The following is a 24,139-nucleotide window of genomic DNA, read 5'->3' on the forward strand; positions in this document are numbered from 1 at the left end:
GTCGGGGTGACAGGATTTGAACCTGCGACCTCTTCGTCCCGAACGAAGCGCGCTACCAAGCTGCGCCACACCCCGATGGACACTCGGGTCTCCCCGTGAGCCGTTGGAGAACTCTACCCGATGCCCTCCGTGGCCTGCGCGGGGGTTCCCGTCCGCGCATCGGGGCCGGTCGTCCGCGGGACGAGGGTCAGCAGCGAGGCCTCCGGCGGGCACGCGAAGCGCACCGGCGCGTACGGCGAGGTGCCCAGCCCGGCCGACACGTGCAGCCGCATCCGGCTGCCCCAGCGGCTCGCCCCGCGGGCACGGCCCCGGTCGATCCCGCAGTTGGTGACGAGCGCGCCGTAGCCGGGCAGCCGCAGCTGGCCGCCATGGGTGTGGCCGGCGAGGACGAGGTCGTAGCCGTCGGCGGCGAAGCCGTCGAGCACCCGCGGCTCGGGGGAGTGGGTCAGCCCGATGCGCAGGTCGGGCGTCGGCGTCGTGGCCGGCGATGCGCGGGTAGCGGTCCAGGTTCAGGTGCGGGTCGTCGACGCCCGCGATCCGGACCGACCGGCCGTCGACCTCGAGCAGGTGCCGCGCGGGTGGCGTCGACCCAGCCGTGCTCGCGGAACGCGGCGCGCAGGTCGGTCCAGGGCAGGTCCGCCCCGTGCACCCGCCTGGTGTCCCCGCGACGCAGGTAGCGGGCCGGGTTCTTCCGGGTGGGGCCGTAGTAGTCGTTGCTGCCGAACACGAACGCGCCCGGCCGCTCCAGCAGCCTCCCCAACGCGGTCAGCACGCCGGGACGGCGTCGGGGTGCGCCAGGTTGTCCCCGGTGTCGATCACCAGGTGCGGGTCGAGCTCGTCGAGCGCGGCGATCCACCGCATCTTGCTGCGCTGGCCCGGCATGAGGTGGAAGTCCGACAGGTGCAGGATCCGCAGCGGCCGCGCACCCTCGTCGAGGACGGGGAGCTCGACCCGGCGCAGCGTCCAGTGCCGCCGCTCGATCCCCGCCGCGTACCCGATGCCCGAGGCCCGAGCAGGGCGGCTCCGGCGGCGGTGCGTGCGAGGGTCCCAGCGATACTCACGCGATCCAGCGTACGTCGCGGGACTATCGTGGCGACCCGTGAGCACCCTCAAGGAGCAGCTGCGGGCCGACCTGACCACCGCGATGAAGGCCAGGGACGAGCTGGTCCGGACGACCCTGCGATCCGTCCTGACCTCGATCGGCAACGCCGAGGTGGCCGGTGACACCGCCCGGGAGCTCTCCGACGACGACGAGGTCCGCGCGGTCATCACCAAGGAGACCAAGCGGCGCCGAGTCCGCCCAGGCCTTCGCCGACGGCGGCCGCCCCGAGTCCGCGGACCGTGAGCGCGCCGAGGGCGAGGTCCTCGCCCGGTACCTGCCGACCCAGCTCGACGACGACGAGGTGGCCGCCCTGGCGACCGCCGCCGTCGCCGAGGTGGAGGCCGAGACGGGGCGCGGCCCGGCATGCGGCAGATGGGGCAGGTCATGAAGAAGGCGAACGCCGCCGCGGCGGGCCGCGCCGAGGGCGGTCGTGTCGCCGCCGCGGTGAAGAAGGCCCTCGCCGCGGGCTGACCCGCCCACGTCGACGACGACGGGCCCCGCACCGGATCGCTCCGGTGCGAGGCCCGTCCTCGACTCAGGTCGTGGGGGTCTTGCGGGTGCGCGTCCCGGTCGACTTCGTCGTGGTGCTCTTCGCCGCCGTGCTGCGCGTCGTGGTCTTCTTTCGCGCGCCGTGCGGGTGCCGGTCTTGGCCGCAGAGCTCTTGGTCGTGGTGCTCTTCGACGCGGCCGGCTTGCGGGTCGTGGTCTTCTTCGCCGGGGCCTTCGCCCGCCGCTCGGCGAGCAGCTCGGACGCCCGCTCGTCGGTGATCTCCTCGACCGAGTCGCCCTTGCGCAGGCTGGCGTTCGTCTCGCCGTCGGTGACGTAGGGGCCGAACCGGCCGTCCTTGATCACCATCTTCTGCCGGTCGAGGCGTCCTCACCCAGCTCGCGCAGCGGCGGTGCCGCGGCGGCACGGCCCCGCTGCTTGGGCTGGGAGTAGATCTCCAGGGCCTCCTCCAGGGTGACCGTGAAGAGCTGCTCCTCGTTCGACAGCGACCGCGAGTCCGTGCCCTTCTTCAGGTACGGGCCGTAGCGGCCGTTCTGCGCGGTGATCTCGTCACCGGAGTCCGGGTCCGTGCCGACGATCCGGGGCAGCGACAGCAGCCGCAGCGCGTCCTCGAGGGTGACGGTGTCGACCGACATCGACTTGAACAGCGACCCGGTGCGCGGCTTCGGCTTCGCCGGCTTCTTCTTGGCGCCCTCGGGCACCTCCGGCTCGGGCAGGAGCTCGGTGACGTAGGGGCCGAAGCGCCCCTCCTTCGCCACGATCTCGTGGCCGGTGACCGGGTCGGTGCCCAGCTTGCGGCCCTCCTGCGGCACCGAGAACAGCTTCTCGGCGATCTCCTCGGTCAGCTCGTCGGGGGCCAGGTCGTCGGGCAGGTTGGCCCGCTGGGACTCGCCGTCGACGATCCGCTCCAGGCACGGGCCGTAGCGCCCCGACCCGGACGACGACGTCGCGGCCCTCGGCGTCGGTGAACATCGGGATCGAGTTCACCGTGCGGGCGTCGATCTCCTCCAGGTTCGCGCCGACGAGCTTCTTCAGCCGCCCGCCTTCGCGATCTCCGACCGGTGTCCGCGCCCTCGTCGCCGAAGTAGAAGCCGGACAGCCAGTGCACGCGGGAGTCGTCCCGGAGGCGATGGAGTCGAGGTCGTCCTCCATGGCGGCGGTGAAGTCGTAGTCGACGAGCTGGCCGAAGTGCTGCTCCATCAGCCCGACGACGGCGAAGGCCACCCACGACGGGACGAGCGCGGAGCCCTTCTTCCAGACGTAGCCGCGGTCGAGGATGGTCTTGATCGTCGACGCGTAGGTCGACGGCCGGCCGATCCCCATCTCCTCCATCGCCTTGACCAGCGCGGGCTCGGTGAAGCGCGACGGCGGGCTGGTCGAGTGCCCGTCGGGCACCAGCTCGGTGGCGGTCAGCGCCTGCCCCTCGGTCAGCTCGGGGAGCCGGGACTCGGCGTCGTCGGCCTGGCCGGTGGACTCGTCGTCCATGGTCTCGACGTAGGCCTTGAGGAAGCCGGGGAAGGTGATGGTGCGGCCGGAGGACGCGAACACGACCTTCTCGCCGGTCCCCGCGGTACCCGCGATCCGAATGCTCACGGTGGTCCCGCGGGCGTCGTTCATCTGCGAGGCGATGGTCCGCTGCCAGATCATCTCGTAGAGGCGGAAGTCGTCGCCGTCGACCTCGCGGGCGATCGCACCGGGGGTCCGGAAGGTCTCGCCGGCGGGCCGGATGGCCTCGTGGGCCTCCTGGGCGTTCTTCACCTTGCGCGTGTACTGGCGCGGCGAGTCCGCGACGTAGGCGTCGCCGTAGAGCTCACGGGCCTGCGAGCGGGCGGCCTCGATGGCCGTCGCCGACAGCGTCGTCGAGTCCGTACGCATGTAGGTGATGTAGCCGTTCTCGTACAGGCGTTGCGCGCTGCGCATCGTGCGCTCGGAGGAGAATCGCAGCTTGCGGCCCGCCTCCTGCTGCAGCGTCGAGGTCATGAACGGCGGGTACGGCTTGCGCGTGTAGGGCTTGGACTCGACGGAGGCGACCTGCATCGGACGGTCCTGCAGCCCGTCGGCGAGGCGGCGTGCCTGTGCCTCGTCCAGGGTGACGACCTCGGCGGAGCCCTTCTTCAGCTGCCCGAGCGAGTCGAAGTCGCGGCCGGTGGCGACGCGCTTGTCGTCGACCTGCACCAGCCGTGCGCCGAACGAGCGCGGGGTGGCCTTCTCCCCGGCGTCGAGGGTCGCGGCGATGTCCCAGTACTCCGCGGAGCGGAACGCGATGCGGTCACGCTCGCGCTGCACGATCAGTCGGGTCGCGACCGACTGGACGCGGCCCGCCGACAGCTTCGGCATGACCTTCTTCCACAGCACGGGGGAGACCTCGTAACCGTAGAGACGGTCCAGGATGCGGCGGGTCTCCTGCGCGTCGACGAGGTGCTGGTCGAGCTCGCGGGTGTTCTCCGCGGCCGCCCGGATCGCCGACTCGGTGATCTCGTGGAAGACCATCCGCCGGACCGGGACCTTGGCTGGAGGGTCTCCAGCAGGTGCCAGGCGATGGCCTCGCCCTCGCGGTCGGGGTCCGTCGCGAGCAGGAGCTCGTCGACGGTCTTCAGCGCCTCGCGCAGCTCCGAGACGGTGCTGCGCTTCTCCGGCGTGACGATGTAGAGCGGGCTGAACTGGTTGTCGACGTCGACGCCGAGCCGCGCCCAGGACTCGCCCTTGTACTTGGCGGGCACGTCCGCCGCACCGCGCGGCAGGTCACGGATGTGCCCGACGGAGGACTCGACGATGTAGTCGTTGCCCAGGTAGGGCTGGATCTTCTTCGCCTTGCTGGGGGACTCGACGATCACCAGGCGGCGCGTCGGGCGGCCGGATGCGTTCGCCGTCGAGGTCGGCTTGCGCGTGCTGCCCCCCGACGTGCGTGCCGAACCCGTCGTTCCCGTTGTCGCTGCTGCCACGTGGTCCTACCTCATCTCCTCGGCTGCGTCGCGATCCCTGCGACGTCGTCGCCGTTATCCGACCCCGTACAGGTGCATCGTGCGGTCCCGGAGCGTGCCGGGACGGTTGCGCTGAGCGTCTTCTTCGGGGTCGACGATCGCACGATCTCACACCGTCGTCGCTCCGTGTCGTGGCTCGTGCCACTGGGAGCGGGCGAGTCGCCAGCGTAGACCCAGCCGTAGTTCGGCAGGTCAGGCGGCCGGTCGGCCGCGGTACCGGGGCCAGTCGGCCGGATTCGTCATCCGCGGCGCGGGGCCCACCAGTTCCACCAGTCGGGCCAGTCGACGCGCTCCGTGCAGGCGTAACGCCGGGCCGGGCGCGCCGTGTTCCCCCGGGGCGAGCCGTGCCGGGGGCAGACCGGCCCGGGTGGCGGCGGCGATCAGCGGGCCGTTGGTCCACGACGCCTGTGGATCGAGCAGCAGCAGGTACCCGCCGCGCAGGTCGGGAGTGCCCGCGGCGAGTGCCCACAGCCGGAGCGCGGCGCCGTCGAGCTGGAAGTCCGGCGGGATCTGCTTGCGACCGTCCGGCGTGCACCAGGCGCGGGCCAGGCGGGACCAGGTCGCGCCGGAACGCGCTGTGCATCCCGGACGCCCCGGGGGCGAGGGTGACGCCGCGGGCGGCCGCCAGCGCGGCCAGCGCGGTCTCGCGCCCCTCGATCGGCAGGGGGACGTCGAACCGGGCCGTGTCCCCGGCGCCGAACCGCTCGATCCGCCCGGCCCCGCAGAGCAGCCCGGCCAGGTCGGTCAGCCCGGCCGGCCGGGCCTCCGCGGAGAACAGCGACATCTGCGGCACCCGCGAAGCATAGAACGCATGTTCGACCTTGCCCAGCGGGGAGTGCCGGACGGGGGACGCACCGGGTCAGGCGGGGCCGTTGATCTTCTTGAGTGCGACGCACTTCGGTGCGGTCGCGAACGCCTTGTCCAGCCGCGGGGTGGGCCCGATCTTGTCCAGCCCTGGGCGCCGGAGATCGTCCGCAGCTTCTGCTGGGCGCCGTCGAGCTTGCCCTTGAAGCCTGGACGTCGTTCGGGTCGATGGCGTCGACGTCCTTCTTGGCCTGGGCGATCGTCGTGCCGGACCGGTCGAGCATGTCGCGGACCGCGGCGGCCCACGCGTCGCCGCCGCTCACCGGGGACTGCCCGGCCGCGGCCAGCTGCTTCTTGCCGGTGTCGATGCCGGCCGCCACCTTGCCGAGGTACTCCGACAGGCGCGTCTTGATCCCGGCGAGGTCGGCGCCGTCGTAGTTCGGCGGGGTGTTGAGCGGCTGGTAGTAGGCCAGGGTCGCGCCACAGACCTTGTCGCCCCAGGCGACCGGGTCGGCGCCGACGCCCGCGGTCGGTCGGGGGGCCGGGTCCGCCGCGGGGGTGCCGGCCACGCTCGACGCGCAGCCGCCGGCCAGGAGCGCGGCGAGCAGGGTGGGGAGCAGGACCCGGGCGGTGCGCGCCGGGCGGGGGGTGGCCATCGTCGGGCTCCAGGGTCGGGGCCCGTGGGGGCCCGGGACACGGACAGTGGTCGACGGTAGGACGCCGCCGCGGGTCAGCTGCCTCCGCCCTCCCCGGTTGACCCGTTCGGGCATCGGCGGGGCCGCCGGGCGGCGGTGTCGGGCGGGCCTGCTCCGCCGTTCGGGTGAGGTCCGTGCAGGCCGTCGAGGCCCGGAACGCCGAGGCGATCGCCGGGTTGCCGGTGACCTCGTCGAGGGCCCGGTGGTCCCGGCGAGGCGGGCGAGCGGCTCCAGCGCGGCAGGCAGGTCTCGCTGCACCGCGGCCGGGTCGGCCGGGTTGATGGCGTCGACCCGCGAGCGCGCCCCGGAGAACGCCGAGCGGATCTCGCCGAGTCCGCCCTGGAGCCGCGCGGAGAGGGCCTCGCCGTCGTCGACGGGGGCCGGGCCGAGCCGGTCCAGGTCGCCCAGCGCGCCGTCGGCGGCCTGGGTGGTGCGGGTCAGGTAGTCGGAGAGGGCCCGCAGCCGCTGCGCGCGCCGGATCCGGGGTCTCCGCGGGCGCGTCCACGGCGGTGCGGACGAAGGGCAGCACGGCCGCGCACATCGAGTCGGTCCACTGTTCGACGGTCGGCCCGGAGGGGCCGCAGCCCGCCAGCACGACGGCCGGGGCGACGAGGAGCGCGGCGAGACCTCGCGATGTCCGCATCGCTCCTCCGTCGGGGGTGATCACTGCGGTCCGGCGGAGAGTATCCGAATCGTCCCGAGACGAAAGACGGCCGCCCGTCCCGATGGGACGAGCGGCCGCCGTGGTCCTGCGAGGTGTCGGCTAACCGACCGAGCTCTCGGCAGGGGTGTCGGTGATCGCCGAGGTGCGGCGCTTCGAGACCACCACCGCGGCCGCGATGATCACCACCGCGACGATCGCGATGAGGACGCGGATCACCGGGTTGGCGTCCGGGGTGGACAGCACCACGACCGCGGGGGCGATCAGCACCGAGACCAGGTTCATGACCTTGATCAGCGGGTTGATCGCGGGGCCCGCGGTGTCCTTGAACGGGTCGCCGACGGTGTCGCCGATGATCGTCGCCTCGTGGGCGTCGGAGCCCTTGCCGCCGTGGTTGCCGTCCTCGACGAGCTTCTTGGCGTTGTCCCAGGCGCCGCCCGAGTTGGCCAGGAAGATCGCCATCAGGACGCCGGTCGCGATGGCACCTGCCAGGTAGCCGGCCAGCGGGCCGACGCCGAGACCGAACCCGACCGCGATCGGGGCGAAGATGGCGAGCAGGCCGGGGGTGGCCAGCTCGCGCAGCGAGTCCCGGGTGCAGATGTCGACGACGCGGCCGTACTCCGGGCGCTCGGTGCGGTCCATGATCCCGGGGTGCTCGCGGAACTGGCGGCGCACCTCGTAGACGACGGCGCCCGCGGCGCGGGTCACCGCGTTGACCGCGAGGCCGGAGAACATGAAGACCACCGAGGCGCCGATGATCACGCCGACCAGGGTGTTCGGGCTGAACACCTCGTAGGCGAACGCGGTCCCGGCGTCCTGCGCGGCGATGTTCACCCCGGCCAGGGCCTGGCTGATCGCGTCGCGGTAGGAGCCGAACAGCGCCGTCGCCGCGAGCACCGCGGTGGCGATCGCGATGCCCTTGGTGATCGCCTTGGTGGTGTTCCCGACCGCGTCGAGCTCGGTGAGGATGTCGACGCCGTCGCCCTCGACGTCGCCGGACATCTCCGCGATGCCCTGCGCGTTGTCCGAGACCGGGCCGAAGGTGTCCATCGCCACGATGACGCCGACCGTGGTCAGCAGGCCGGTACCGGCCAGTGCGACCGCGAACAGCGACACGACGATCGAGCCGGAGAGCAGGAACGCCCCGTAGACGGCCGCGGAGATGACGAGCGCGGTGTAGACGGCGGACTCGAAGCCGATCGAGATGCCGGACAGGATCACGGTGGCCGCACCGGTCAGCGACGACTCGCCGACGTCCTTGACCGGGCGGTCCTCGGTGCCGGTGTAGTAGCCGGTCAGCTTGAGGATGACCGCGGCCAGCACGATCCCGATGACCACGGCGACCGAGGCGATCAGGCGGGGGTCGCCCGCGAGCCCGACGACGCTGGTGTCGGTCGGGTTCAGCAGCTCGCCGAAGGTGCTCGGGAGGTAGACGTAGGCTGCGATGATGGACAGCACGCCGGCGAACAGCGCCGAGAGGTAGAAGCTGCGGTTGATCGCCCGCAGGGTGTTCTCCCCGGCGCGGGCCTTGGTCAGATAGACGCCCAGGATCGCGGTGATCACGCCGATCGCCGGGACGATCAGCGGGAACAGCAGGCCCTGCAGGCCGATCGCCGCGGTGCCGAGGATCAGTGCGGCGACCAGCGTCACCGCGTAGGACTCGAACAGGTCGGCGGCCATGCCGGCGCAGTCACCGACGTTGTCGCCCACGTTGTCGGCGATGGTGGCCGCGTTGCGGGGGTCGTCCTCGGGGATGCCCTGCTCGACCTTGCCGACCAGGTCGGCGCCGACGTCGGCGGCCTTGGTGAAGATGCCGCCGCCGACCCGCATGAACATCGCGAGCAGTGCCGCGCCGAAACCGAAGCCCTCCAGGACGCGGGGCGCCTGGCCGGCATAGACGAGCACGACGATCGCCGCCCCGAACAGGCCGAGGCCGACGGTGAACATGCCGACGACGCCGCCGGTGCGGAACGCGATGCGGGTCGCCTTCTCGCGTCCGCCCGGCTCGCGGGATGCCGCGGCGACGCGGATGTTCGCGCGGGTGGCGAGCCACATGCCCAGGTAGCCGATGATCGCGGAGAAGACCGCGCCGACGACGAAGAAGATCGATCGTCCGATGCGTTCACCGAGGTCCTCGGCGGGGAGCGCGAAGAGCAGGACGTACACGATCGCGGCGAAGATCGCGAGCGTGCGGAACTGGCGGTTGAGGTACGCCGTGGCGCCCTCCTGGACCGCGCGGCCGATCTCCTGCATGTTCGGGGTGCCCTCGCCGTAGGAGAGCACCTCCCGCAGCAGTAGACCGCCGACGACCAGGGCGACGAGGGCGACCACCGCGACCACACCGACGATGGTGAGGTCCCCCGCGCCGAGCTCGAGGCCCTGGGCGAGGTAGGTGGGCTGGGACATCCGTGTCCTCCCGGTGGAAAGGATCCGGCCGGCGAGGTCCCCGGCGGCCGGGTCGGGGTCACTGTGGCGCGACCCGGCCGGGCGGCGACGGCCTCGTCGGCGTCGACTGGGCCCGGGCGGCGTCCACCGGTGACCGGGCTGGTGCAGTCTATGAGTGTGGGACATCCCTCAGTGCGATTGGGATCACAAGACGTAACGAACTGGCAAAGGTGATCAATCCCACACGATGTCGCGACGCAATCCGGGAACCTGCAGATCACCTGCGACGCAACCACTTCTGTCATCCGCACGTCCCGCGCCCGTCGGCCGGGGGCGGACACCGGGAGCGACCTCGGATCGTTCGAACATCTGTGCCATCGTGGTCGGTCGTGGGAGTGACGGCGGAGAGCACGCAGGGCCCGGACGGGTCGCAGCGCGGGATGGAGCTGCTGCGCCGCGTGCTGGCGGGCTCGGGCCTCGACCCGGCCCGTGCCGACGCCACGTGGACGTCCGGTCCGGCGGAGACGGTCCCGCCGAGGCCGGGACCGGGCGCCGGGGCGTTCGCGGCTCAGGACGGGTTCGACGGTCCGGACGGAGCGCGCGGCTCCGGGAGGCCGACCGACCCCGACGGCTCTGCCGGCTCCCGCGGCCCTGCCGGTTCCAGCCGTCCTCCTGGCCCTGCCGATCTTCCCTGCTTCCATGGTGTCGATGGCGATGATCCGGCCGGCGCCGTCGACGACCCGTTGCGGCACGTCGTGCGGATTCCGGCACGGCCCGGCCGCCAGGTCGACTGGCCGGGCTGGACACCCGAACCGCTGCGCACGGCCTGGGCGGCCCGCGGCGTGACCCGCCCGTGGTCGCACCAGGCACACGGGGCGGAACTGGTGCACTCCGGCGCCGACGTCGTCGTCGCGACGGGGACGGCGTCGGGGAAGTCGCTGGTCTACCAGCTCCCGGTGCTCGCCGGGCTGGCCGAGGACCCGCGGTCCACGGCGCTGTACCTCGCCCCGACCAAGGCACTCGCAGCTGACCAGCTGCGGTCCCTCGACGGGCTCGCCCCGGACGGTGTCCGGCCTGCCGCCTTCGACGGTGACACCCCCATGGACCAGCGCGACTGGGTCCGCAGGCACTGCCGGTGGGTCTTCTCCAACCCGGACATGCTGCACCGGTCGCTCCTTCCCCGGCACGGACGCTGGACGACCTTCCTCCGCCGGCTGCGTTACGTCGTGGTCGACGAGTGCCACACCTACCGCGGGGTGTTCGGCTCGCACGTGGCACTGCTGCTGCGACGGCTGTTGCGCCTCGCCGCCCGCTACGGCGCACGCCCCACGATCGTGCTCGCCTCGGCGACGGTGGCCCGCCCGGAGGAGTTCGCGTCCCGGCTGACCGGCCGCGACGTCGTCGCCGTCACCGAGGACGGGTCCCCGCATGCCGGTCGCACCGTCGCGTTCTGGGAGCCGCCGCTGCTCGCCGAGATCACCGGGGAGAACGGGGCGCCGGTCCGCCGCTCCGCCGGGGCCGAGGTCTCCCGGATGCTCGCCGACCTCGTCCTGGAGGACGCGCGGACCCTGGCCTTCGTCCGGTCCCGGCGGGCCGCCGAGCTCACCGCGCTCGGTGCGCAGCGCCAGGTCGCCGAGATCGCTCCCGAGCTGGCCGCGCGGGTCGCCGCCTACCGCGGCGGCTACCTGCCGGAGGAGCGTCGTGCGCTGGAGGCCGACCTGATGTCGGGCAAGCTGATCGGGGTCGCAACCACCAACGCCCTCGAGCTCGGCGTCGACATCTCGGGGCTCGACGCGGTGGTGCAGGCCGGCTTCCCCGGAACCCGCGCGTCGTTCTGGCAGCAGGCCGGGCGTGCCGGGCGCGCCGCCGACGAGGCACTCGTCGTGCTCGTCGCCCGCGACGACCCGCTCGACACCTACCTCGTCCACCATCCGAGCTCGCTGGTCGGTGCGCCGGTCGAGAGCTGCGTGCTCAATCCGGTCAACCCGTACGTGCTCGCTCCGCAGCTGGCGTGCGCGGCCGCGGAGATGCCGCTGACCACGGTCGACGTCGAGGAGATGTTCGGGGGAGCGCCGGCGGTGGAGGTCCTCGACGCCCTGGTCGAGGAGGGCGTGCTGCGCCGCCGACCGCACGGCTGGTTCTGGCCCGACACCGGCGACGCACCCGCCGCGCACGTCGACATCCGGGGCTCCGGACTCGGGCAGGTCGCCGTGGTCGAGGCGGCCACCGGGCGGATGCTGGGCACCGTCGACGGCGGCTCGGCCCCGGGCACGATCCACTCCGGTGCGGTGTACCTGCACCGTGGCGACAGCTTCGTCGTCGACGAGCTGGACCTCGACGACGGCGTCGCGCTCGTCCACGCCGAGGCCCCGGACTGGCGCACCGAGGCCCAGTCGGTCTCCGACGTCGCCGTGCTCGAGGTGCTGGAGCACCGCCGGTGCGGGCCGGTGCAGGTCTGCTTCGGCGCGACCACGGTGACCAGCCAGGTCGTCGCGTACCGCCGACGGACCCCGGACGGGACGGTGCTCGACCAGACGCCGCTGGACCTGCCGCAGCAGAGTCTGGACACCCGGTCGGTCTGGTACACGATCGACCCCGACGCGCTCGCCGACGCCGGCATCGACGAGGCACGTCTCCCCGGTGCCCTGCACGCCGCCGAGCACGCCGCGATCGGACTGCTCCCCTTGTTCGCGATCTGTGACCGCTGGGACATCGGTGGCCTGTCCACCGCGCTGCACCCCGACACCGGGCTCCCGACGGTGTTCGTGCACGACGGGCACCCCGGCGGCGCAGGGCTGGCCGAACGCGGCCACGAGGTGCTGGGGCGATGGCTGGCGGCGACCCGCGCCGCGGTCCGGGACTGCGAGTGCCGCACCGGATGCCCCTCGTGCGTGCAGTCCCCGAAGTGCGGCAACGGCAACAATCCGCTGGACAAGAGCGGGGCGGTGCAGGTGCTGGATCTGGTCCTGGCCGCGCTGGAAGGCGGGACCCCGACCGGCTCGCGGTGACCGCGGGACCGGACGGGGTACCACCGGCCCGCCCGTCGGGGGCGGGGGCGGACCGGTGGCAACCACGTGCGACGACATCGGACGGGGGCGCCAGGGGCGCTCCGACGTCGTCGCTGTCTGGGGAGCGTGGTCTTCGTGGCGGGGGCGGACCGGACCCTGCCCGTCCTCGCGACTCCTAGTAGGCCCGAGTGTCGCGACAGTGACCAGATGTGGGCCGCGCAACGTCGGTGATCGGTCACGCCCCCACGACGAAATGCCGTTGCGTTGGGACGTTCGTCGTAAGCAATCGTGATGACGGCGTGCTCCGGGGTTCGCCGTCCGTTCATCTGGAGGCGCGGACCGCTCACCGAGATCGTGATCACGTCCGGGCGTGTTCACGACGGCTCCACGGCCGGAACCGAACCGTCCACGGGCCCGCTCGCCGGGGGCGTGCCCGCGTCGACGGGAGCCGGACCCGCGCGTGCCCTCGCCCGTGCGGGACCCCGGAGCGGGAGCAGCCCCGACCAGGCGACCTGGGTCTCGACCAGGGCGTCCCAGCCGTCGAGGCGGCAGGTCAGCAGCTCGGCGCCGTTGCGGACGGCGAGGTCGGAGGCACGGGCGCAGGCGGCAGCGGTGCCGTCCACCGACTGTCCCGCGGCCGCGAGCGCGGACAGGTCTGCGGCGGCTGAGGCGACGTGCCGGGCGCGGGCCGCGGCAGCCAGGTCGACACCGACGGTGCCGACCAGGAGCAGCACCGCTGCGGCCGTCGCGGCCCAGACCGAGGCGCCGCCCGCGTCGCCTCCGCGGCGTACCGGGGCGTGCCGGCTCATGGCGCGCCACCGGGCTGCGCCGGCGCCGACCCGGAACGGACCGCGCCTGCCGTGACGCCGGGTTCGACCGCGGCGGTCGCGGCACCGCTGATCGTGACCGGGAGCAGCCCGACCGGCCGGACCCGCACCGTCACGACGACGAGATCGCCGTCGACGCGGAGCTCGGGCTCGGCCCCGGCCGGTGCGAGCTGCGCGGCCGCGGCCCGACCCCGCTCGGTGTCACCGCGCGCGGCCTGGCGGGCCAGTTCGAGAGCGGCGTCGGTGCAGCGGACCCCGGCCGCCACCGCGGCGACGGCTCCGACCGCCGCCGCAGTGACCGCGACCAGGGTGCCGAGCGCCAGCGCCGCCTCGACGGTGACCGCGCCACGGTCGTCCGCCAGCCAGGACGGCGGGCCGCTCGTGGGGCCGACCGCGGCACCACGGCGAGTGGCGCGGCCGCGGACACGGCGGCCGCCGTGTCCGCGGTCGTGCCGGTCGGGTCGGCTCGGGTTGTCGCGGCCGTTGTCAGAGCGTCGTGGACAGTGCACGTTGCACGATCCCGGTGAGGGCAGCGAGGACGTCTCCGCCGCTGACGATCGCGTAGAGGAGCGCGGCGAAGGCCGCGGCGGCGACGGTGCCGACGGCGTACTCGACGGTGGACATGCCGTCGTCGTCCGAGGCGAGTGCGCGCAGCCGGCGGTGCAGCAGGGAACGGGTGGGGGTCATCGGTGTCTCCTTCGTCGGGGGCCCGCGGAGTGCGGACCCGGTCGCCGCGCGGCGGTGGTCACCACCGTGCGAACGCCTCCCCGGCCAGCCCGATCACGACCGGCACGATGCCGAGGACCAGGAAGGCGGGCAGGAAGCAGAGCCCCAGCGGGGCGGTGATGCGGACAGCGGCGCGCTGCGCCCGCTCCTCGGCGAGATCCGCGAGACCGGCGCGCAGCCGGGCGGCCTCCGCCGTGGCGGAGCGTCCGAGGGCGGCACCGGTGCGGGCCGACCGGCCCGCCGCGCGGGCGAACCCGGCGAGTTCGGGGACCGGGCCGGCGGCGGCCCAGGCGTCCTCGGGGTCGGCGCCCAGCGCCAGCAGGCCCGCGACCCTGCGCAACGCCTCACCGGCCGGGCCGTCGAGCCGCCGGGCCGCGGCTCCGACGGCGTCCGCCACGGCGAGACCGGCGGCGAGGCAGGTCGCCAGGAGGTCCCAGGCGGCGGCCAGATCCGCGGAGTCCACCGACGCAGCCGGCCCGCGGGCCGCCCGCCGGGCGAGCCACAGCAACCCGCCGCCCAGTGCGGCGCCGACGACCGCGCCGCCCATCCCGCCGAGAGCTCCGCCGAGCGCGGCCCCGGAGGGAACGAGCACCGCGAGGACCGCGGTGCGGGGCGGCGCCGCGGCCGTCGTCGCCCCGGTGACGGCACGCAGCCCGCGCAGCCGCCCCGGTCCGGGACGCCCGCCGCCGACGACCAGGGCGAGCGCGGCGAGCCCGAGCGCGGCCGCGGTCACGTCGGCACCGCCGCACGCAGGATCCGGTCGGCCCACGCCGCCCCCGCGACCGTGAGGCCGACCCCGGTCAGCAGCAGAGCGGGCCCGTGCAGCCCGGTGCGCAGCACGGTCAGCGGCGCGATGCCCATCAACTGCCCGAGACCGATTCCGGCCAACGGCAACGCGGTCAGCACCGACGCCGTCGCCCGAGGCCCGGCGAGCTGGGCTCGCACCCGGGCTCCGTGCGCGATCCGCCAGCGGATGTCGTCGAGCAGACCGGTGAGCAGGTCGGCGAGCGGGGCACCGTGGGTGTCGGCGAGCTCCCAGGCCGAGGCGACCCGCTCGACATCGCGCCGGGCGGGGCCCCGCGCCGTCCGACGCAGGGCCTCGGGGACCGGCTCACCGATCCTCGCAGCGACCGCAGCCGGCTCGAGCAGTGCGCGGGCGAGCGGCCCGTCGTGCACGTGCCCGGCCAGCGCGGCCGCGGGGTGCGCGCCGGTGCGCAGCTCGTCGGTGATCCGGGCGAGTGCGTCGGCGAGCTCGGCCGCCGTCGACCCGGCCCGGTCCGCGGCCCGACGTGTGGCGATCCGGCGCCGCACTCCCCACGCCACCCCCGCTGCGCACACCGCGCCGGCGGGGCCCAGGAGCAGCCACCCCAGCGGGGCGGCGAGCAGCGGCAACGGCGGAGCGAGCAGCCGGGCCGTCGGGAGGGCGGTCCCGGTGCCGGTCAGGGCCCGCCACCGGGACCGCCCCGGCGCCGCGGGCATTGTCAGCACCGCCAGCGCGAGCAGGACGGGAACCGTCACGCCCTGCGGCGTCCCGGGAAGTGCGCTCAGCACGGCACACCGACCCCGCGTTCGCGCAACAGCGTCGCGAGCTCGTCGCGGCCCGGCCCGACCCCGGAGCCGCGGCTCCAGGCGGCGGTGACGTGTGGGGTGCCGTCGTCGGAGCGGCCCAGCACGCCGATCTCGTCGAGCGTCCGGCCGGCGCCGGGGCGGCGTCGCATGTGCAGCACGACCTGGACGGCGGCGGTCAGCTGACCGTCGAGCGCGGCGGGGGACATCCCGCCGAGCCCGGCCAGTGCGCGCATCCGGGCCGGGATCTCGCGGACCGAGTTCGCGTGCACGGTGCAGCCGCCGCCGTCGTGACCGGTGTTCATCGCCGCCAGCAGGTCGCACACCTCGGCGCCGCGGACCTCGCCGACGACCAGCCGGTCCGGCCGCATCCGCAACGCCTGACGCACCAGTTCGCGCAGCGGAACCCGCCCGAGCCCTCGATGTTCGGCGGCCGGGCGACCAGCCGCACGACGTGCGGGTGGCGTGGGGAGAGCTCCTCGGCGTCCTCGACGGTGATCAGGCGCTCGCCCGGGTCGACCGCGCCCAGCAGCGCATTGAGCAGAGTGGTCTTGCCACTCCCCGTCCCGCCGGCCACGAGCACGGCCAGCCGGGCGCCCACGATCGCGCGCAGCAGTGCCTCGCCGGTCGCGTCGAGGGTGCCGGTCCGCCGGAGCGCGGCCAGGTCGTGCCCGGCGGGACGCAGCACCCGCAGCGAGATCGCGGTCCCGGCCGCCGCCACCGGTGGGAGGACGGCGTGCAGCCGGACCCCGGCGTCGGGGAGCCTGCCGTCGACGCAGGGGCTCGCGTCGTCGAGGCGGCGGCCCGCGGCGAGTGCCAGGCGCTGGGCGAGTCGCCGGACCGCGGCCTCGTCGGTGAAGGTGATGCCGGTGCGGCGCAGTCCGTCGCCGCGGTCGACCCAGACGGCGTCGGGCGCGGTGACCAGCACGTCGGTGGTCATCGGGTCGCGCAACAGCGCGTCGAGCGGGCCCGCTCCGGTGAACTCCTGGCGCAGGGTGCGGAGCGCGGCGAGGACGTCCAGATCGGACGCGACCCCACCGGACTCGGCCCGCACCGCAGCGGCGACGGCGGCCGGCCCGGTCTCGCCGCCCGCGTCGGCCAGCCGGGCCCGCACCCGGTCGACCAGCGGGTTCACGAGGCCGCCCGCCGGATGCCGGCCGTACCGGAGAGGCGCTCGTGCACGGCCCGGGCCGCGGTGGCCAGCGGGCCCCGCCCGGAGCCGGGCGTGCGGCCCCGTTCGAGAGCGCCGGCGAGGTCCCGCTCGGGACGCATGGTCGTGAGCAGCGGCAGCCCGAGAGAGGTGACGATCTCGTCGGGCGTGATCCCGCCGGGGGAGGGCCCCCGCACGACGAGCTCCACGGCCCGGGCATGCTCGGCGAGCACGTCGGCGACCCGGGCGGCCGCGGCACAGGACCGCAGCCGGCGGGCACCACCAGGACGGTCAGGTCGGCTCTGCCGAGAGCGGTGAGCGCGGCGTCGGTGGGGTAGCGGGGCAGGTCGCACACGACGGTGCCGCCCGCGCGGCGCCCGGCGTCGAGGACCGCGGTGACCGCGGCCGGTTCGGGTCCGTGCGGGGAGCGTGCGCAGGACAGTACCGACAACGCGGTGCGCCCGGACCCGGCCCGTGGGAGCGCGGCGTGCAGCGACGCGGCGCGCACCCGGCCGTCGCCGACCGACAGCTCCGGCCAGCGCAGCCCGGCCTCCTGCTCCAGCCCGACCATCAGATCGAGGCCGCCGCCGAGCGGGTCGCAGTCGACCAGCAGCGCGGACTCCCCGGCTCGCGCGGAGGTCAGCGCGACCGCGGTGGCGAGCACCGAGGCACCCGCCCCACCGCAGCCGCCGACCACGGCCAGCACCCGGCCCGCCCGCCCGTCGCCCGCTGCGCGTTCCCGGGCGTCGGCGAGGATCCCGGCCAGGCCTGCCTCACCCTGGGGGAGCTGCACGACTCGGTCCGCGCCGAGGGCGACGGCGAGCCGCCAGTCCTCCGCGGCGGGCTCACCGGGGACGGTGATCACGACGCCGTCGCGGCGCGGGAAACCGGCCTCGCCGCAGCGCCGGGCCCCGGACCGGTCGAGCAGGACGACCGGTGCACGGGCCCAGGCCCGGCGGGCGTCGGCCGCGTCGACCGCGCGTTGGGCGTCCATGTCGGCTGCTGCGGCCAGCCGCAGCAGCGCGTCGAGCAGCTCGGGATCGTCGGCCACGATCAGGCAGCGCCGGTCCATCGCGTCGTCCTCTACACCGGCCCGCCGGTGCGAGCCCCGGTATCGAGCGTGCGGCCTCGGGAGGGCCCCGCCGGCCTCGATCGCGGGCCTGTGGACAACTTCGTGGAAACGGCTCGGCCTGTGGACAACTCCCCGGTTCCGTCGGTCCCGCGCGGGAGGATGGAGCAGAGGGGCGGACCCTCGCGCGGGCGAGCGACGCAGGAGCGGCACGGAGCCACGAGGAATGGCGCGGAGGCGGCGGCGGGGGACACGACCGTGTCCGTCCCGGCCCGGACGTAGGACGACCCCCGCCAGGGGGGATTGGCGGGGGCCGTCGGGCGGTTCAGCCCCGGGGGGTCGAGCTGAACCCGCTCGGACCAGGTCCGAGCTCGGTCAACTGTAGCCGGAACATGCCGGTCGCGCCCATACCCCGGCCGTGGCCTGCGCCGACCGGTACCGGTGACGACGTCACTCCCGGCTCCCGACGGCGTGAAGTGCGCCACTGACCGGTGGGCGCGTCCGGGCGACCGGTCGCATGCAGCCGATCACTCTCCGCTGCTGGGCATCGGTCTGCTCGCAGCCGGGCGGAGCGGTGCAGGGACGGTGGGGCACGCAGTGGGGTCGACGGCCGGGGATGTGGACGGAGTGGAGGGCCGGGGACGTGCGCTCCGCGTTTCCGGCACGCTGGACGTCGTGCCCGAGACCTCCAGAGCCCCCGCCGCACCGGACCGGACCGCCGGTGCCACCGTCCCCCAGGCGGTGTTCCTCGATCTCGACAACACGATCATCGCCGGGTCGAGTGCGCTGGCGTTCGCGCGGCCGTTCGCCCGTGCCGGTCTGATCGACCGCGCGACCGTCCTGCGCGGGGCGTGGGCCCAGCTGCTGCTGGTGCTCGCCGGGGCAGATGCGTCCACGATGGACACCCTGCGCCGTCGGATGGTGCTGATCTGCGAGGGCTGGGAGGTGGCGCGGGTCCGCACGATCGTCGCCGAGACGCTGCAGGAGATCATCGGTCCGCTCGTCTACCCGGAGGCGCTCCGGCTGATCGAACACCACCGCGGGCAGGGGGCGGAGATCGTGCTGCTGTCGGCGTCGGGGCTCGAGGTCGTCGAGCCGATCGCCGAGCTGGTCGGGATCGAACGGTTCCGGGCGACGCGGATGCACGTCGTGGACGACCGCTACGCCGGGGAGATCGAGTTCTACTGCTACGGCGAGGGCAAGGCCGTCGCGGCCCGGGAGATCGCCGAGGAGCTGGGGTTCGACCTCGCGCACTGCGCCGCCTACACCGACTCGATCACCGACCTGCCGCTGCTGGAGGCGGTCGGCCAGCCGTCCGTCGTGAACCCCGACCGCGAGCTGCGGGCGATCGCCCGTGAGCGGGGGTGGCCGGTGCTCGCGTTCGTCCGCGCGGCGTCCCGGCGGGACCGGTTGTTCCGGTTGCGCGACCGGCTGTCGGACCGGTTCGCGGCCGGGGCCCGGGGCGGTGCTCCCGCCGGCCCGGCCATCGACGCGGAGGGTCCGGACGCCGGCGGGGTCGGTGCGGCGGGGCCGTGGCGGGACCCGGCGCTGCTCGGCGCGGCCGCGGTCGGCGGGGTGCTCGCGGCGCTGCTGGCCGGCGCAGCGGTCACCCGGTCCGCCCGCGGCGGCCGCTGACACGACGGCCGGCCTGGGGGCAGGACGGCGCGGCCCGAGGTGAGCGGTCTGCGCTTCGCGCGACCGGCGTCCTCGTCCCGCCTCGCCTGAGGACTGCGCACTGCGTGATCGGGGAGTGCTCGCTGTGCGGGCCCGGTGCTCGTCGATCAGCACGTCAGTGCTGCTCGCGGCGCTCAGAGCGTGTTTGGAAATGGTGGGTGTGTCGGGATGGTCGACACGGCTGGGGTGCTCCATCGTGGTCGGCATGCAGGAACGACCGCGCCGGTACCCCTCGGACACCAGTGATGCCCAGTGGGTGGTGATCGAGCCGTTGTTACCGCCGCTCGCGCGGCGGGGGCGGCCTGTTGCTCATGCTCGTCGGGACGTGCTGGACGCGATCTTGTATGTCGTGCGGACCGGGTGTGCCTGGCGGGCGTTGCCGGTGGACTTCCCGCCCTGGCAGACCGTCTACTGGTACTTCAACCAGTGGGAACAGCAGAAGGTCACCGAGAAGATCCTCCCGGTCGTGCGGGGGCAGTTACGTATCGCCGAGGGCCGTGATCCGGAGCCGAGTGCGGGGATCATCGATTCCCAGTCGGTCAAGGGCGCCGACACCGTCGGCCAGGACTCCCGCGGCTACGACGCCGGGAAGAAGACAGGCGGACGGAAACGGTTCATCGTGACCGACACCCTCGGTCTGCTGCTGACCACGATGGTGTGCTCGGCCTCGGTACAGGACCGCGACGGCGCCAAGCCGATCCTGCTCAACCTCTACCTGCGCACCAGGGTGCGGTTCGTCTACGCCGACGCCGGCTTCGCCGGGCGACTGCTCGACTGGGCCGCCACGATCCTGCAGACAACGATCGAGATCATCCGCAAGCCACCCGAGCAGCGCGGATTCACCGTCCTCCCACGAAGGTGGGTGGTCGAACGGACCCTGGCCTGGCTCACCGCACACCGACGCCTGGCCCGAGACTACGAACGCCACCCCACCACATCCGAAGCCATGATCCGCTGGGCCGCGATCAACACCATCACCCGCCGCATCGCCCGTGGATACCCCGCCACCCGCCAGCAGAAACACACGACACCCTCAACCCACTAGAATTTCCAAACACGCTCTCAGGACGACGCTCATGTGCTGATCGATCCGTGCGGAGGGGCGGCGCGGGACGAGGGGCGACGGGGCAGGGCGCCAGAACCGGAGGGGGCGCCGGAGCAGGGGGTCGCGGGGGGCGGGGATGGACCGTGCCGCGCCGGGCTGAGCCACACAGGTCCGCGCCGTGCCGGACAGCGGTACAGAGCAGGACAGCGCGGCGCCGTGTCGCGCCGTCCAGCGCCGACCCACTGTCGATCAGTGCATGAGTGCTGCCCAGACAGCGGCCACCAGCGCTCATGTACTAATCGACGGCGTCGCACGGCCCCACGGCGCACCGGGCGGGCTGGCGACCGGGGCGACGGGCAGGTGTGGGCGGATGGGCAGGCGCGGCGGGCGGACGGCTCGACCGGAGCGGCCCGGCGTGGCCGACGCCGTCCAACAACGCCGACGCCGTGCATCAACGCGACCGGTCACGCCGATGCGGGCGGTCCTGGGCGGAGTGCCGCGGTGCGGGAGTGCGAACCCAGTCAGGTGTGCAGGTCGCGGAGCAGGAACGCGCCCACAACCCCGACCGCGACCGCCGTCCGTGCGTCGTCGTGCACCCACCGGGCGGTCGTCGCCGGTCACCCTGTGCTGCTGAACCGGTGCACATCGGTGAAGGGGTTGCCCACATCACGTTCCGGGTCTACGAAGGAGCCACGGACCCCGGCCGGGCCAGGGGCGTCTCGGAGGAGAAGAGGCGTCTCCCCTGACGGGGCTCCGTACTTGGGGACCGGACCACGTCCACGCCGAGCACGCCGCGGGAGGCATGTCGTCGTGGGCCTGCGAACCGGGACGCCGGGCGCCGAGGCCGCGCAACACGGCACGTAGTGCACGCCAGGACGCCGGTTCCCACGTCGGGCCGGGTGGCGCCCCTCGGGGCGCCACCCGGCTCCTTCATGTGCTCAGCCGGACTGCGCGGCGGCGATCGACAGGCCCTCCCGGCCGCCCGCCTCCCACTCCGCGCAGGTGTGGACGATCCAGCGGGCCAGCCCGTCGGGCGTCCCGGACGCGAACGCCGCCGCGGCCTCCCGGTACTCCGCGGTGCGGCGCAGGAACCCCACCTCGGGCACCGACAGACCGCGTGGGTCCAGCCCGGTCGACATCGCGGTCAGCCGGGCCGCCGCCCGGGCCACGACCCCGTCGGCGGTGCCGAACGGCGCGAGGGTCAGCAGCTCGCCGTGCACGACGGCGACCAGCACCGGAGCCGGCACCGAGGTGCCCCCGCCGATCAGGTCGGCCAGTGCCGTGAGCCGCGCCGACGTCGCCGGGCGCGGCCGGCCCAGCACCTGCTCGTGCTCCTCGGCGGGCACGAGGTCCCCCGCGGCCAGCACGTGCAGCCGGGCGAGTCCCTGCAGCGGGGCCCGGCGCCAGGTGTCGAGGAGCTTGGCACGCTCGTCGGCGATCCGGACGGCGCCCGCGAGGACCGGGTCGGAGACGTGGTCGGCGGTGACCGGCCGCAGCGGGGCTCCGTCGATCGCGGCGGAGGAGCGGGCGGCGCGCAGGGCGGCCTCGGCGGCCGTCGCGGGCCAGCCGCGCCGGTTGACCGGCTGGTTGTGCACCTCGGTGGCCGCGTCGCGGGCGCGGGCGACCGCCTCGGCGACGCCGGGGAGTGCGGCGAGCGGGGCGAGCGGATCGGCTGCTGCGGGGCGGGCCATGGACGTCATCGTCCCAACCGGTGGGCTACCGCCGGGTAAGTACCCCTGCGGTGTGGACCGCTCGGCGACCGGTCGTGGTGATCCGTCGACCGCCGGACATCCGCCCGCCCGCCGTCGGGGCCCCGCGGACACCCTGTCGCACCCGGGAACGGCCCCCCACCTGCGCGGACGGTCAGGTGTGGCGTCCGTGTCCCGTCGGTACCTGTCCCGACAGACGGTGCACGGGCGAGGACGGTTCACTAGCGTCGGACCGCACACGTGTGCGCACACCGAGTGCGCCCGAGGCCGCCACGTCGGCCCGAAGTGACCCGCCGCGTCGAGGAGGACACCAGGACATGGCCGAGTCCGAGAAGAGTTCCGCGCTCAGCGCGCTCTCCAGCGAGAGCAGGTCGTTCCCGCCGTCGGAGGAGTTCGCGTCGCAGGCGAACGCCACCGCAGACTGGTACGACCGTGCCGATGACGACCGCGAGGGGTTCTGGGCCGAGCAGGCCGACCGTCTGCACTGGACGAAGAAGTGGGACACCGTCCTGGACTGGCAGCCCCCGTTCGCGAAGTGGTTCGTCGGCGGCGAGCTGAACGTCGCCTACAACTGCGCCGACCGGCACGTCGAGGCCGGCAACGGCGACCGCGTCGCCATCCACTGGGAGGGCGAGCCCGGCGACTCCCGCACCATCACCTACGCCGACCTGCAGCGCGAGGTCTCCAAGACCGCGAACGCGCTGACCGAGCTGGGCGTCGGCAAGGGCGACCGCGTCGCCATCCAGCTGCCGATGATCCCCGAGGCCGTGTTCTCGATGCTGGCCTGCGCCCGCCTGGGCGCGCTGCACAGCGTCGTGTTCGGCGGGTTCTCCCCGGGCGCGCTCAAGGCGCGCATCGAGGACGCCGAGGCCAAGGTGCTGATCACCAGCGACGGTCAGTACCGGCGCGGCAAGCCGGCTCCGATGAAGGAGAACACCGACGAGGCCGTCGCGGGCACCTCGATCGAGAAGGTCCTCGTCGTCAAGCGGACCGAGACCGACGTGCCGTGGACCGACGGCCGCGACGTGTGGTGGCACGACGTCGTCGACGGTGCGTCCGACCAGCACACCCCGGAGTCCTTCGACTCCGAGCACCCGCTGTTCATCCTCTACACCTCGGGCACCCACCGGGAAGCCGAAGGGCATCCTGCACACCTCCGGCGGCTACCTCACGCAGTCCGCGTACACCCACAACGTGGTGTTCGACCACAAGCCGGCGAGAGCGTCTACTGGTGCACCGCCGACATCGGCTGGGTCACCGGGCACACCTACATCGTCTACGGGCCGCTCGCGAACGGCGCCACGCAGGTGATCTACGAGGGCACGCCGAACACCCCGCACGAGGGCCGGCACTGGGAGATCGTCGACAAGTACAAGGTCTCGATCTACTACACCGCCCCGACGCTGATCCGCACGTTCATGAAGTGGGGCGAGGACATCCCCGCGAAGTACGACCTGTCCTCGCTCAGGGTGCTCGGCACGGTCGGCGAGCCGATCAACCCCGAGGCCTGGATGTGGTTCCGGGAGAAGATCGGCAAGGAGCGCTGCCCGATCGTCGACACCTGGTGGCAGACCGAGACCGGCTCGCAGATGATCGCCCCGCTGCCGGGCGTCACCGCGACCAAGCCGGGCTCGGCCATGCGTGCGCTGCCGGGCATCTCGGCCACCGTCGTCGACGACACCGGCACCCCCGTCGGCAACGGCGAGGGCGGCTACCTCGTCCTCGACAAGCCCTGGCCCTCGATGCTGCGCGGCATCTGGGGCGACACCGAGCGCTACAAGGAGACCTACTGGTCCCGCTTCGCCGAGCAGGGCTACTACTTCGCCGGCGACGGCGCCAAGTACGACGACGACGGCGCATCTGGCTGCTCGGCCGCGTCGACGACGTCATGAACATCTCCGGGCACCGCATCTCGACCACGGAGGTGGAGTCGGCGCTGGTCAGCCACCCGACCGTCGCCGAGGCCGCGGTCGTGGGCGCCTCCGACGAGACCACCGGCCAGGGGATCGTCGCGTTCGTGATCCTGCGCGGGAGCGCGTCGAAGGACGAGGCGAAGGGCGAGGCGGCCATCAAGGCGCTCCGCGACCACGTCTCCAAGGAGATCGGCCCGATCGCCAAGCCGCGCCAGATCCTGGTCGTGGAGGAGCTGCCGAAGACCCGCTCCGGAAAGATCATGCGCCGCCTGCTGCGCGACGTCGCCGAGAACCGGGACGTCGGCGACGTCTCGACC

General features: G+C 73.9%; 13 protein-coding genes, 1 tRNA gene and 10 pseudogenes. 7 read left to right on the forward strand and 17 right to left on the reverse strand.

Features of this window, described 5'->3' with window-relative positions; translation table 11 throughout:
• Window position 1: 1 nt before the first annotated feature.
• Both KPL57_RS27670 and KPL57_RS27675 read right to left on the reverse strand, forming a co-directional pair.
• Window positions 2–75 (reverse strand) — tRNA-Pro (locus tag KPL57_RS27670).
• A gap of 38 nt (window positions 76–113) precedes the next feature.
• Window positions 114–999, reverse strand: a pseudogene (locus KPL57_RS27675) (metallophosphoesterase).
• Window positions 1,000–1,144: 145 nt separating this feature from the next.
• Between KPL57_RS27675 and KPL57_RS27680 the strand changes: the two are divergent.
• Both KPL57_RS27680 and KPL57_RS70415 read left to right on the forward strand, forming a co-directional pair.
• A pseudogene (locus KPL57_RS27680) lies at window positions 1,145–1,490 on the forward strand (GatB/YqeY domain-containing protein).
• Window positions 1,475–1,573: a hypothetical protein gene (locus KPL57_RS70415; protein ID WP_308253046.1), complete on the forward strand. Its 99-nt coding sequence runs from the start codon at window positions 1,475–1,477 to the stop codon at window positions 1,571–1,573. The pseudogene KPL57_RS27680 and the gene KPL57_RS70415 overlap by 16 nt, the downstream one beginning before the upstream one ends.
• 297 nt (window positions 1,574–1,870) lie before the next feature.
• Here KPL57_RS70415 and KPL57_RS67485 read toward each other — a convergent pair.
• The 6 genes and pseudogenes from KPL57_RS67485 to KPL57_RS27705 form a co-directional block, all read right to left on the reverse strand.
• Window positions 1,871–1,957 (reverse strand): annotated as a pseudogene (locus tag KPL57_RS67485) (topoisomerase C-terminal repeat-containing protein); the annotation flags it as partial.
• Window positions 1,951–2,244 (reverse strand): topoisomerase C-terminal repeat-containing protein, encoded by a 294-nt coding sequence (locus KPL57_RS67490; RefSeq protein ID WP_264198634.1) that lies wholly within the window; start codon window positions 2,242–2,244, stop codon window positions 1,951–1,953. The gene KPL57_RS67490 and the pseudogene KPL57_RS67485, both read right to left, overlap by 7 nt.
• A gap of 3 nt (window positions 2,245–2,247) precedes the next feature.
• Window positions 2,248–2,421: pseudogene (locus KPL57_RS67495) on the reverse strand (topoisomerase C-terminal repeat-containing protein); the annotation flags it as partial.
• 175 nt (window positions 2,422–2,596) lie between these two features.
• Window positions 2,597–4,099 (reverse strand): annotated as a pseudogene (gene topA, locus KPL57_RS27695) (type I DNA topoisomerase); the annotation flags it as partial.
• A gap of 80 nt (window positions 4,100–4,179) precedes the next feature.
• Window positions 4,180–4,551: pseudogene (locus tag KPL57_RS70420) on the reverse strand (toprim domain-containing protein); the annotation flags it as partial.
• A 2,301-nt stretch (window positions 4,552–6,852) separates the two neighbouring features.
• Complete coding sequence (locus KPL57_RS27705) at window positions 6,853–9,156, reverse strand: sodium-translocating pyrophosphatase (RefSeq protein WP_226353723.1); 2,304 nt, start codon at window positions 9,154–9,156, stop codon at window positions 6,853–6,855.
• 419 nt (window positions 9,157–9,575) lie between these two features.
• On the opposite strand from KPL57_RS27705, the gene KPL57_RS27710 reads away from it, so the two are divergent.
• The gene (locus KPL57_RS27710) at window positions 9,576–12,143 is read left to right on the forward strand and encodes a DEAD/DEAH box helicase (RefSeq protein WP_226353731.1); all 2,568 of its coding nucleotides are present in this window, start codon (window positions 9,576–9,578) and stop codon (window positions 12,141–12,143) included.
• Between the two features lie 374 nt (window positions 12,144–12,517).
• Here the strand turns inward: KPL57_RS27710 and KPL57_RS27715 are convergent, their stop codons facing one another.
• The 8 genes and pseudogenes from KPL57_RS27715 to ssd all read right to left on the reverse strand — a co-directional run.
• On the reverse strand, window positions 12,518–12,952 hold the full coding sequence (locus KPL57_RS27715; protein WP_226353724.1) for an Rv3654c family TadE-like protein: 435 nt from the start codon (window positions 12,950–12,952) through the stop codon (window positions 12,518–12,520).
• A complete protein-coding gene (locus tag KPL57_RS27720) occupies window positions 12,949–13,479 on the reverse strand; it encodes a TadE family type IV pilus minor pilin (RefSeq protein WP_226353725.1) in 531 nt (176 codons plus the stop codon). The genes KPL57_RS27715 and KPL57_RS27720 overlap by 4 nt, the downstream gene beginning before the upstream one ends.
• On the reverse strand, window positions 13,457–13,657 hold the full coding sequence (locus KPL57_RS27725) for a DUF4244 domain-containing protein (protein WP_149663265.1): 201 nt from the start codon (window positions 13,655–13,657) through the stop codon (window positions 13,457–13,459). The genes KPL57_RS27720 and KPL57_RS27725 overlap by 23 nt, the downstream gene beginning before the upstream one ends.
• Before the next feature lie 58 nt (window positions 13,658–13,715).
• A complete protein-coding gene (locus tag KPL57_RS27730; protein WP_226353726.1) occupies window positions 13,716–14,429 on the reverse strand; it encodes a type II secretion system F family protein in 714 nt (237 codons plus the stop codon).
• Window positions 14,426–15,214, reverse strand: coding sequence for a type II secretion system F family protein (locus tag KPL57_RS27735; protein ID WP_226353732.1), 789 nt, complete (start codon window positions 15,212–15,214; stop codon window positions 14,426–14,428). The genes KPL57_RS27730 and KPL57_RS27735 overlap by 4 nt, the downstream gene beginning before the upstream one ends.
• A 26-nt stretch (window positions 15,215–15,240) precedes the next feature.
• Window positions 15,241–16,397: pseudogene (locus KPL57_RS27740) on the reverse strand (TadA family conjugal transfer-associated ATPase).
• Entirely contained in the window at window positions 16,394–16,645 is a 252-nt protein-coding gene (locus KPL57_RS27745) for a hypothetical protein (protein WP_226353727.1), read from the reverse strand. The pseudogene KPL57_RS27740 and the gene KPL57_RS27745 overlap by 4 nt, the downstream one beginning before the upstream one ends.
• A gap of 98 nt (window positions 16,646–16,743) precedes the next feature.
• A pseudogene (gene ssd / locus KPL57_RS27750) lies at window positions 16,744–17,484 on the reverse strand (septum site-determining protein Ssd); the annotation flags it as partial.
• A gap of 672 nt (window positions 17,485–18,156) precedes the next feature.
• Here ssd and KPL57_RS27755 point away from each other — a divergent pair.
• A complete protein-coding gene (locus KPL57_RS27755; protein WP_226353728.1) occupies window positions 18,157–19,116 on the forward strand; it encodes an HAD family phosphatase in 960 nt (319 codons plus the stop codon).
• A gap of 190 nt (window positions 19,117–19,306) precedes the next feature.
• Window positions 19,307–20,240, forward strand: a pseudogene (locus KPL57_RS27760) (IS5 family transposase).
• Window positions 20,241–21,138: 898 nt separating this feature from the next.
• Here the strand turns inward: KPL57_RS27760 and KPL57_RS27765 are convergent.
• Window positions 21,139–21,891 carry an oxidoreductase gene (locus tag KPL57_RS27765; RefSeq protein ID WP_226353729.1) on the reverse strand — a complete coding sequence of 251 codons (753 nt, stop codon included), beginning with the start codon at window positions 21,889–21,891 and terminating at the stop codon, window positions 21,139–21,141.
• A gap of 335 nt (window positions 21,892–22,226) precedes the next feature.
• On the opposite strand from KPL57_RS27765, the gene KPL57_RS27770 reads away from it, so the two are divergent.
• Together KPL57_RS27770 and KPL57_RS27775 are read left to right on the forward strand one after the other, a co-directional pair.
• Complete coding sequence (locus tag KPL57_RS27770; RefSeq protein WP_226353730.1) at window positions 22,227–23,801, forward strand: acetate--CoA ligase; 1,575 nt, start codon at window positions 22,227–22,229, stop codon at window positions 23,799–23,801.
• Window positions 23,798–24,139 (forward strand): annotated as a pseudogene (locus KPL57_RS27775) (acetyl-coenzyme A synthetase); the annotation flags it as partial. The gene KPL57_RS27770 and the pseudogene KPL57_RS27775, both read left to right, overlap by 4 nt.

It is taken from the genome of Pseudonocardia sp. ICBG601, assembly GCF_020496245.1.

Bases quoted from the DNA above. Each gene is read 5' to 3' on its own strand.
- KPL57_RS27710 (WP_226353731.1), top strand. From the start codon at position 9,576: ATGGAGCTGCTGCGCCGCGTGCTGGCGGGCTCGGGCCTCGACCCGGCC.
- KPL57_RS70415 (WP_308253046.1), top strand. From the start codon at position 1,475: ATGGGGCAGGTCATGAAGAAGGCGAACGCCGCCGCGGCGGGCCGCGCC.
- KPL57_RS27765 (WP_226353729.1), bottom strand. From the start codon at position 21,891: ATGGCCCGCCCCGCAGCAGCCGATCCGCTCGCCCCGCTCGCCGCACTC.
- KPL57_RS27715 (WP_226353724.1), bottom strand. From the start codon at position 12,952: ATGAGCCGGCACGCCCCGGTACGCCGCGGAGGCGACGCGGGCGGCGCC.
- KPL57_RS27725 (WP_149663265.1), bottom strand. From the start codon at position 13,657: ATGACCCCCACCCGTTCCCTGCTGCACCGCCGGCTGCGCGCACTCGCC.
- KPL57_RS27705 (WP_226353723.1), bottom strand. From the start codon at position 9,156: ATGTCCCAGCCCACCTACCTCGCCCAGGGCCTCGAGCTCGGCGCGGGG.
- KPL57_RS67490 (WP_264198634.1), bottom strand. From the start codon at position 2,244: ATGTCGGTCGACACCGTCACCCTCGAGGACGCGCTGCGGCTGCTGTCG.
- KPL57_RS27770 (WP_226353730.1), top strand. From the start codon at position 22,227: ATGGCCGAGTCCGAGAAGAGTTCCGCGCTCAGCGCGCTCTCCAGCGAG.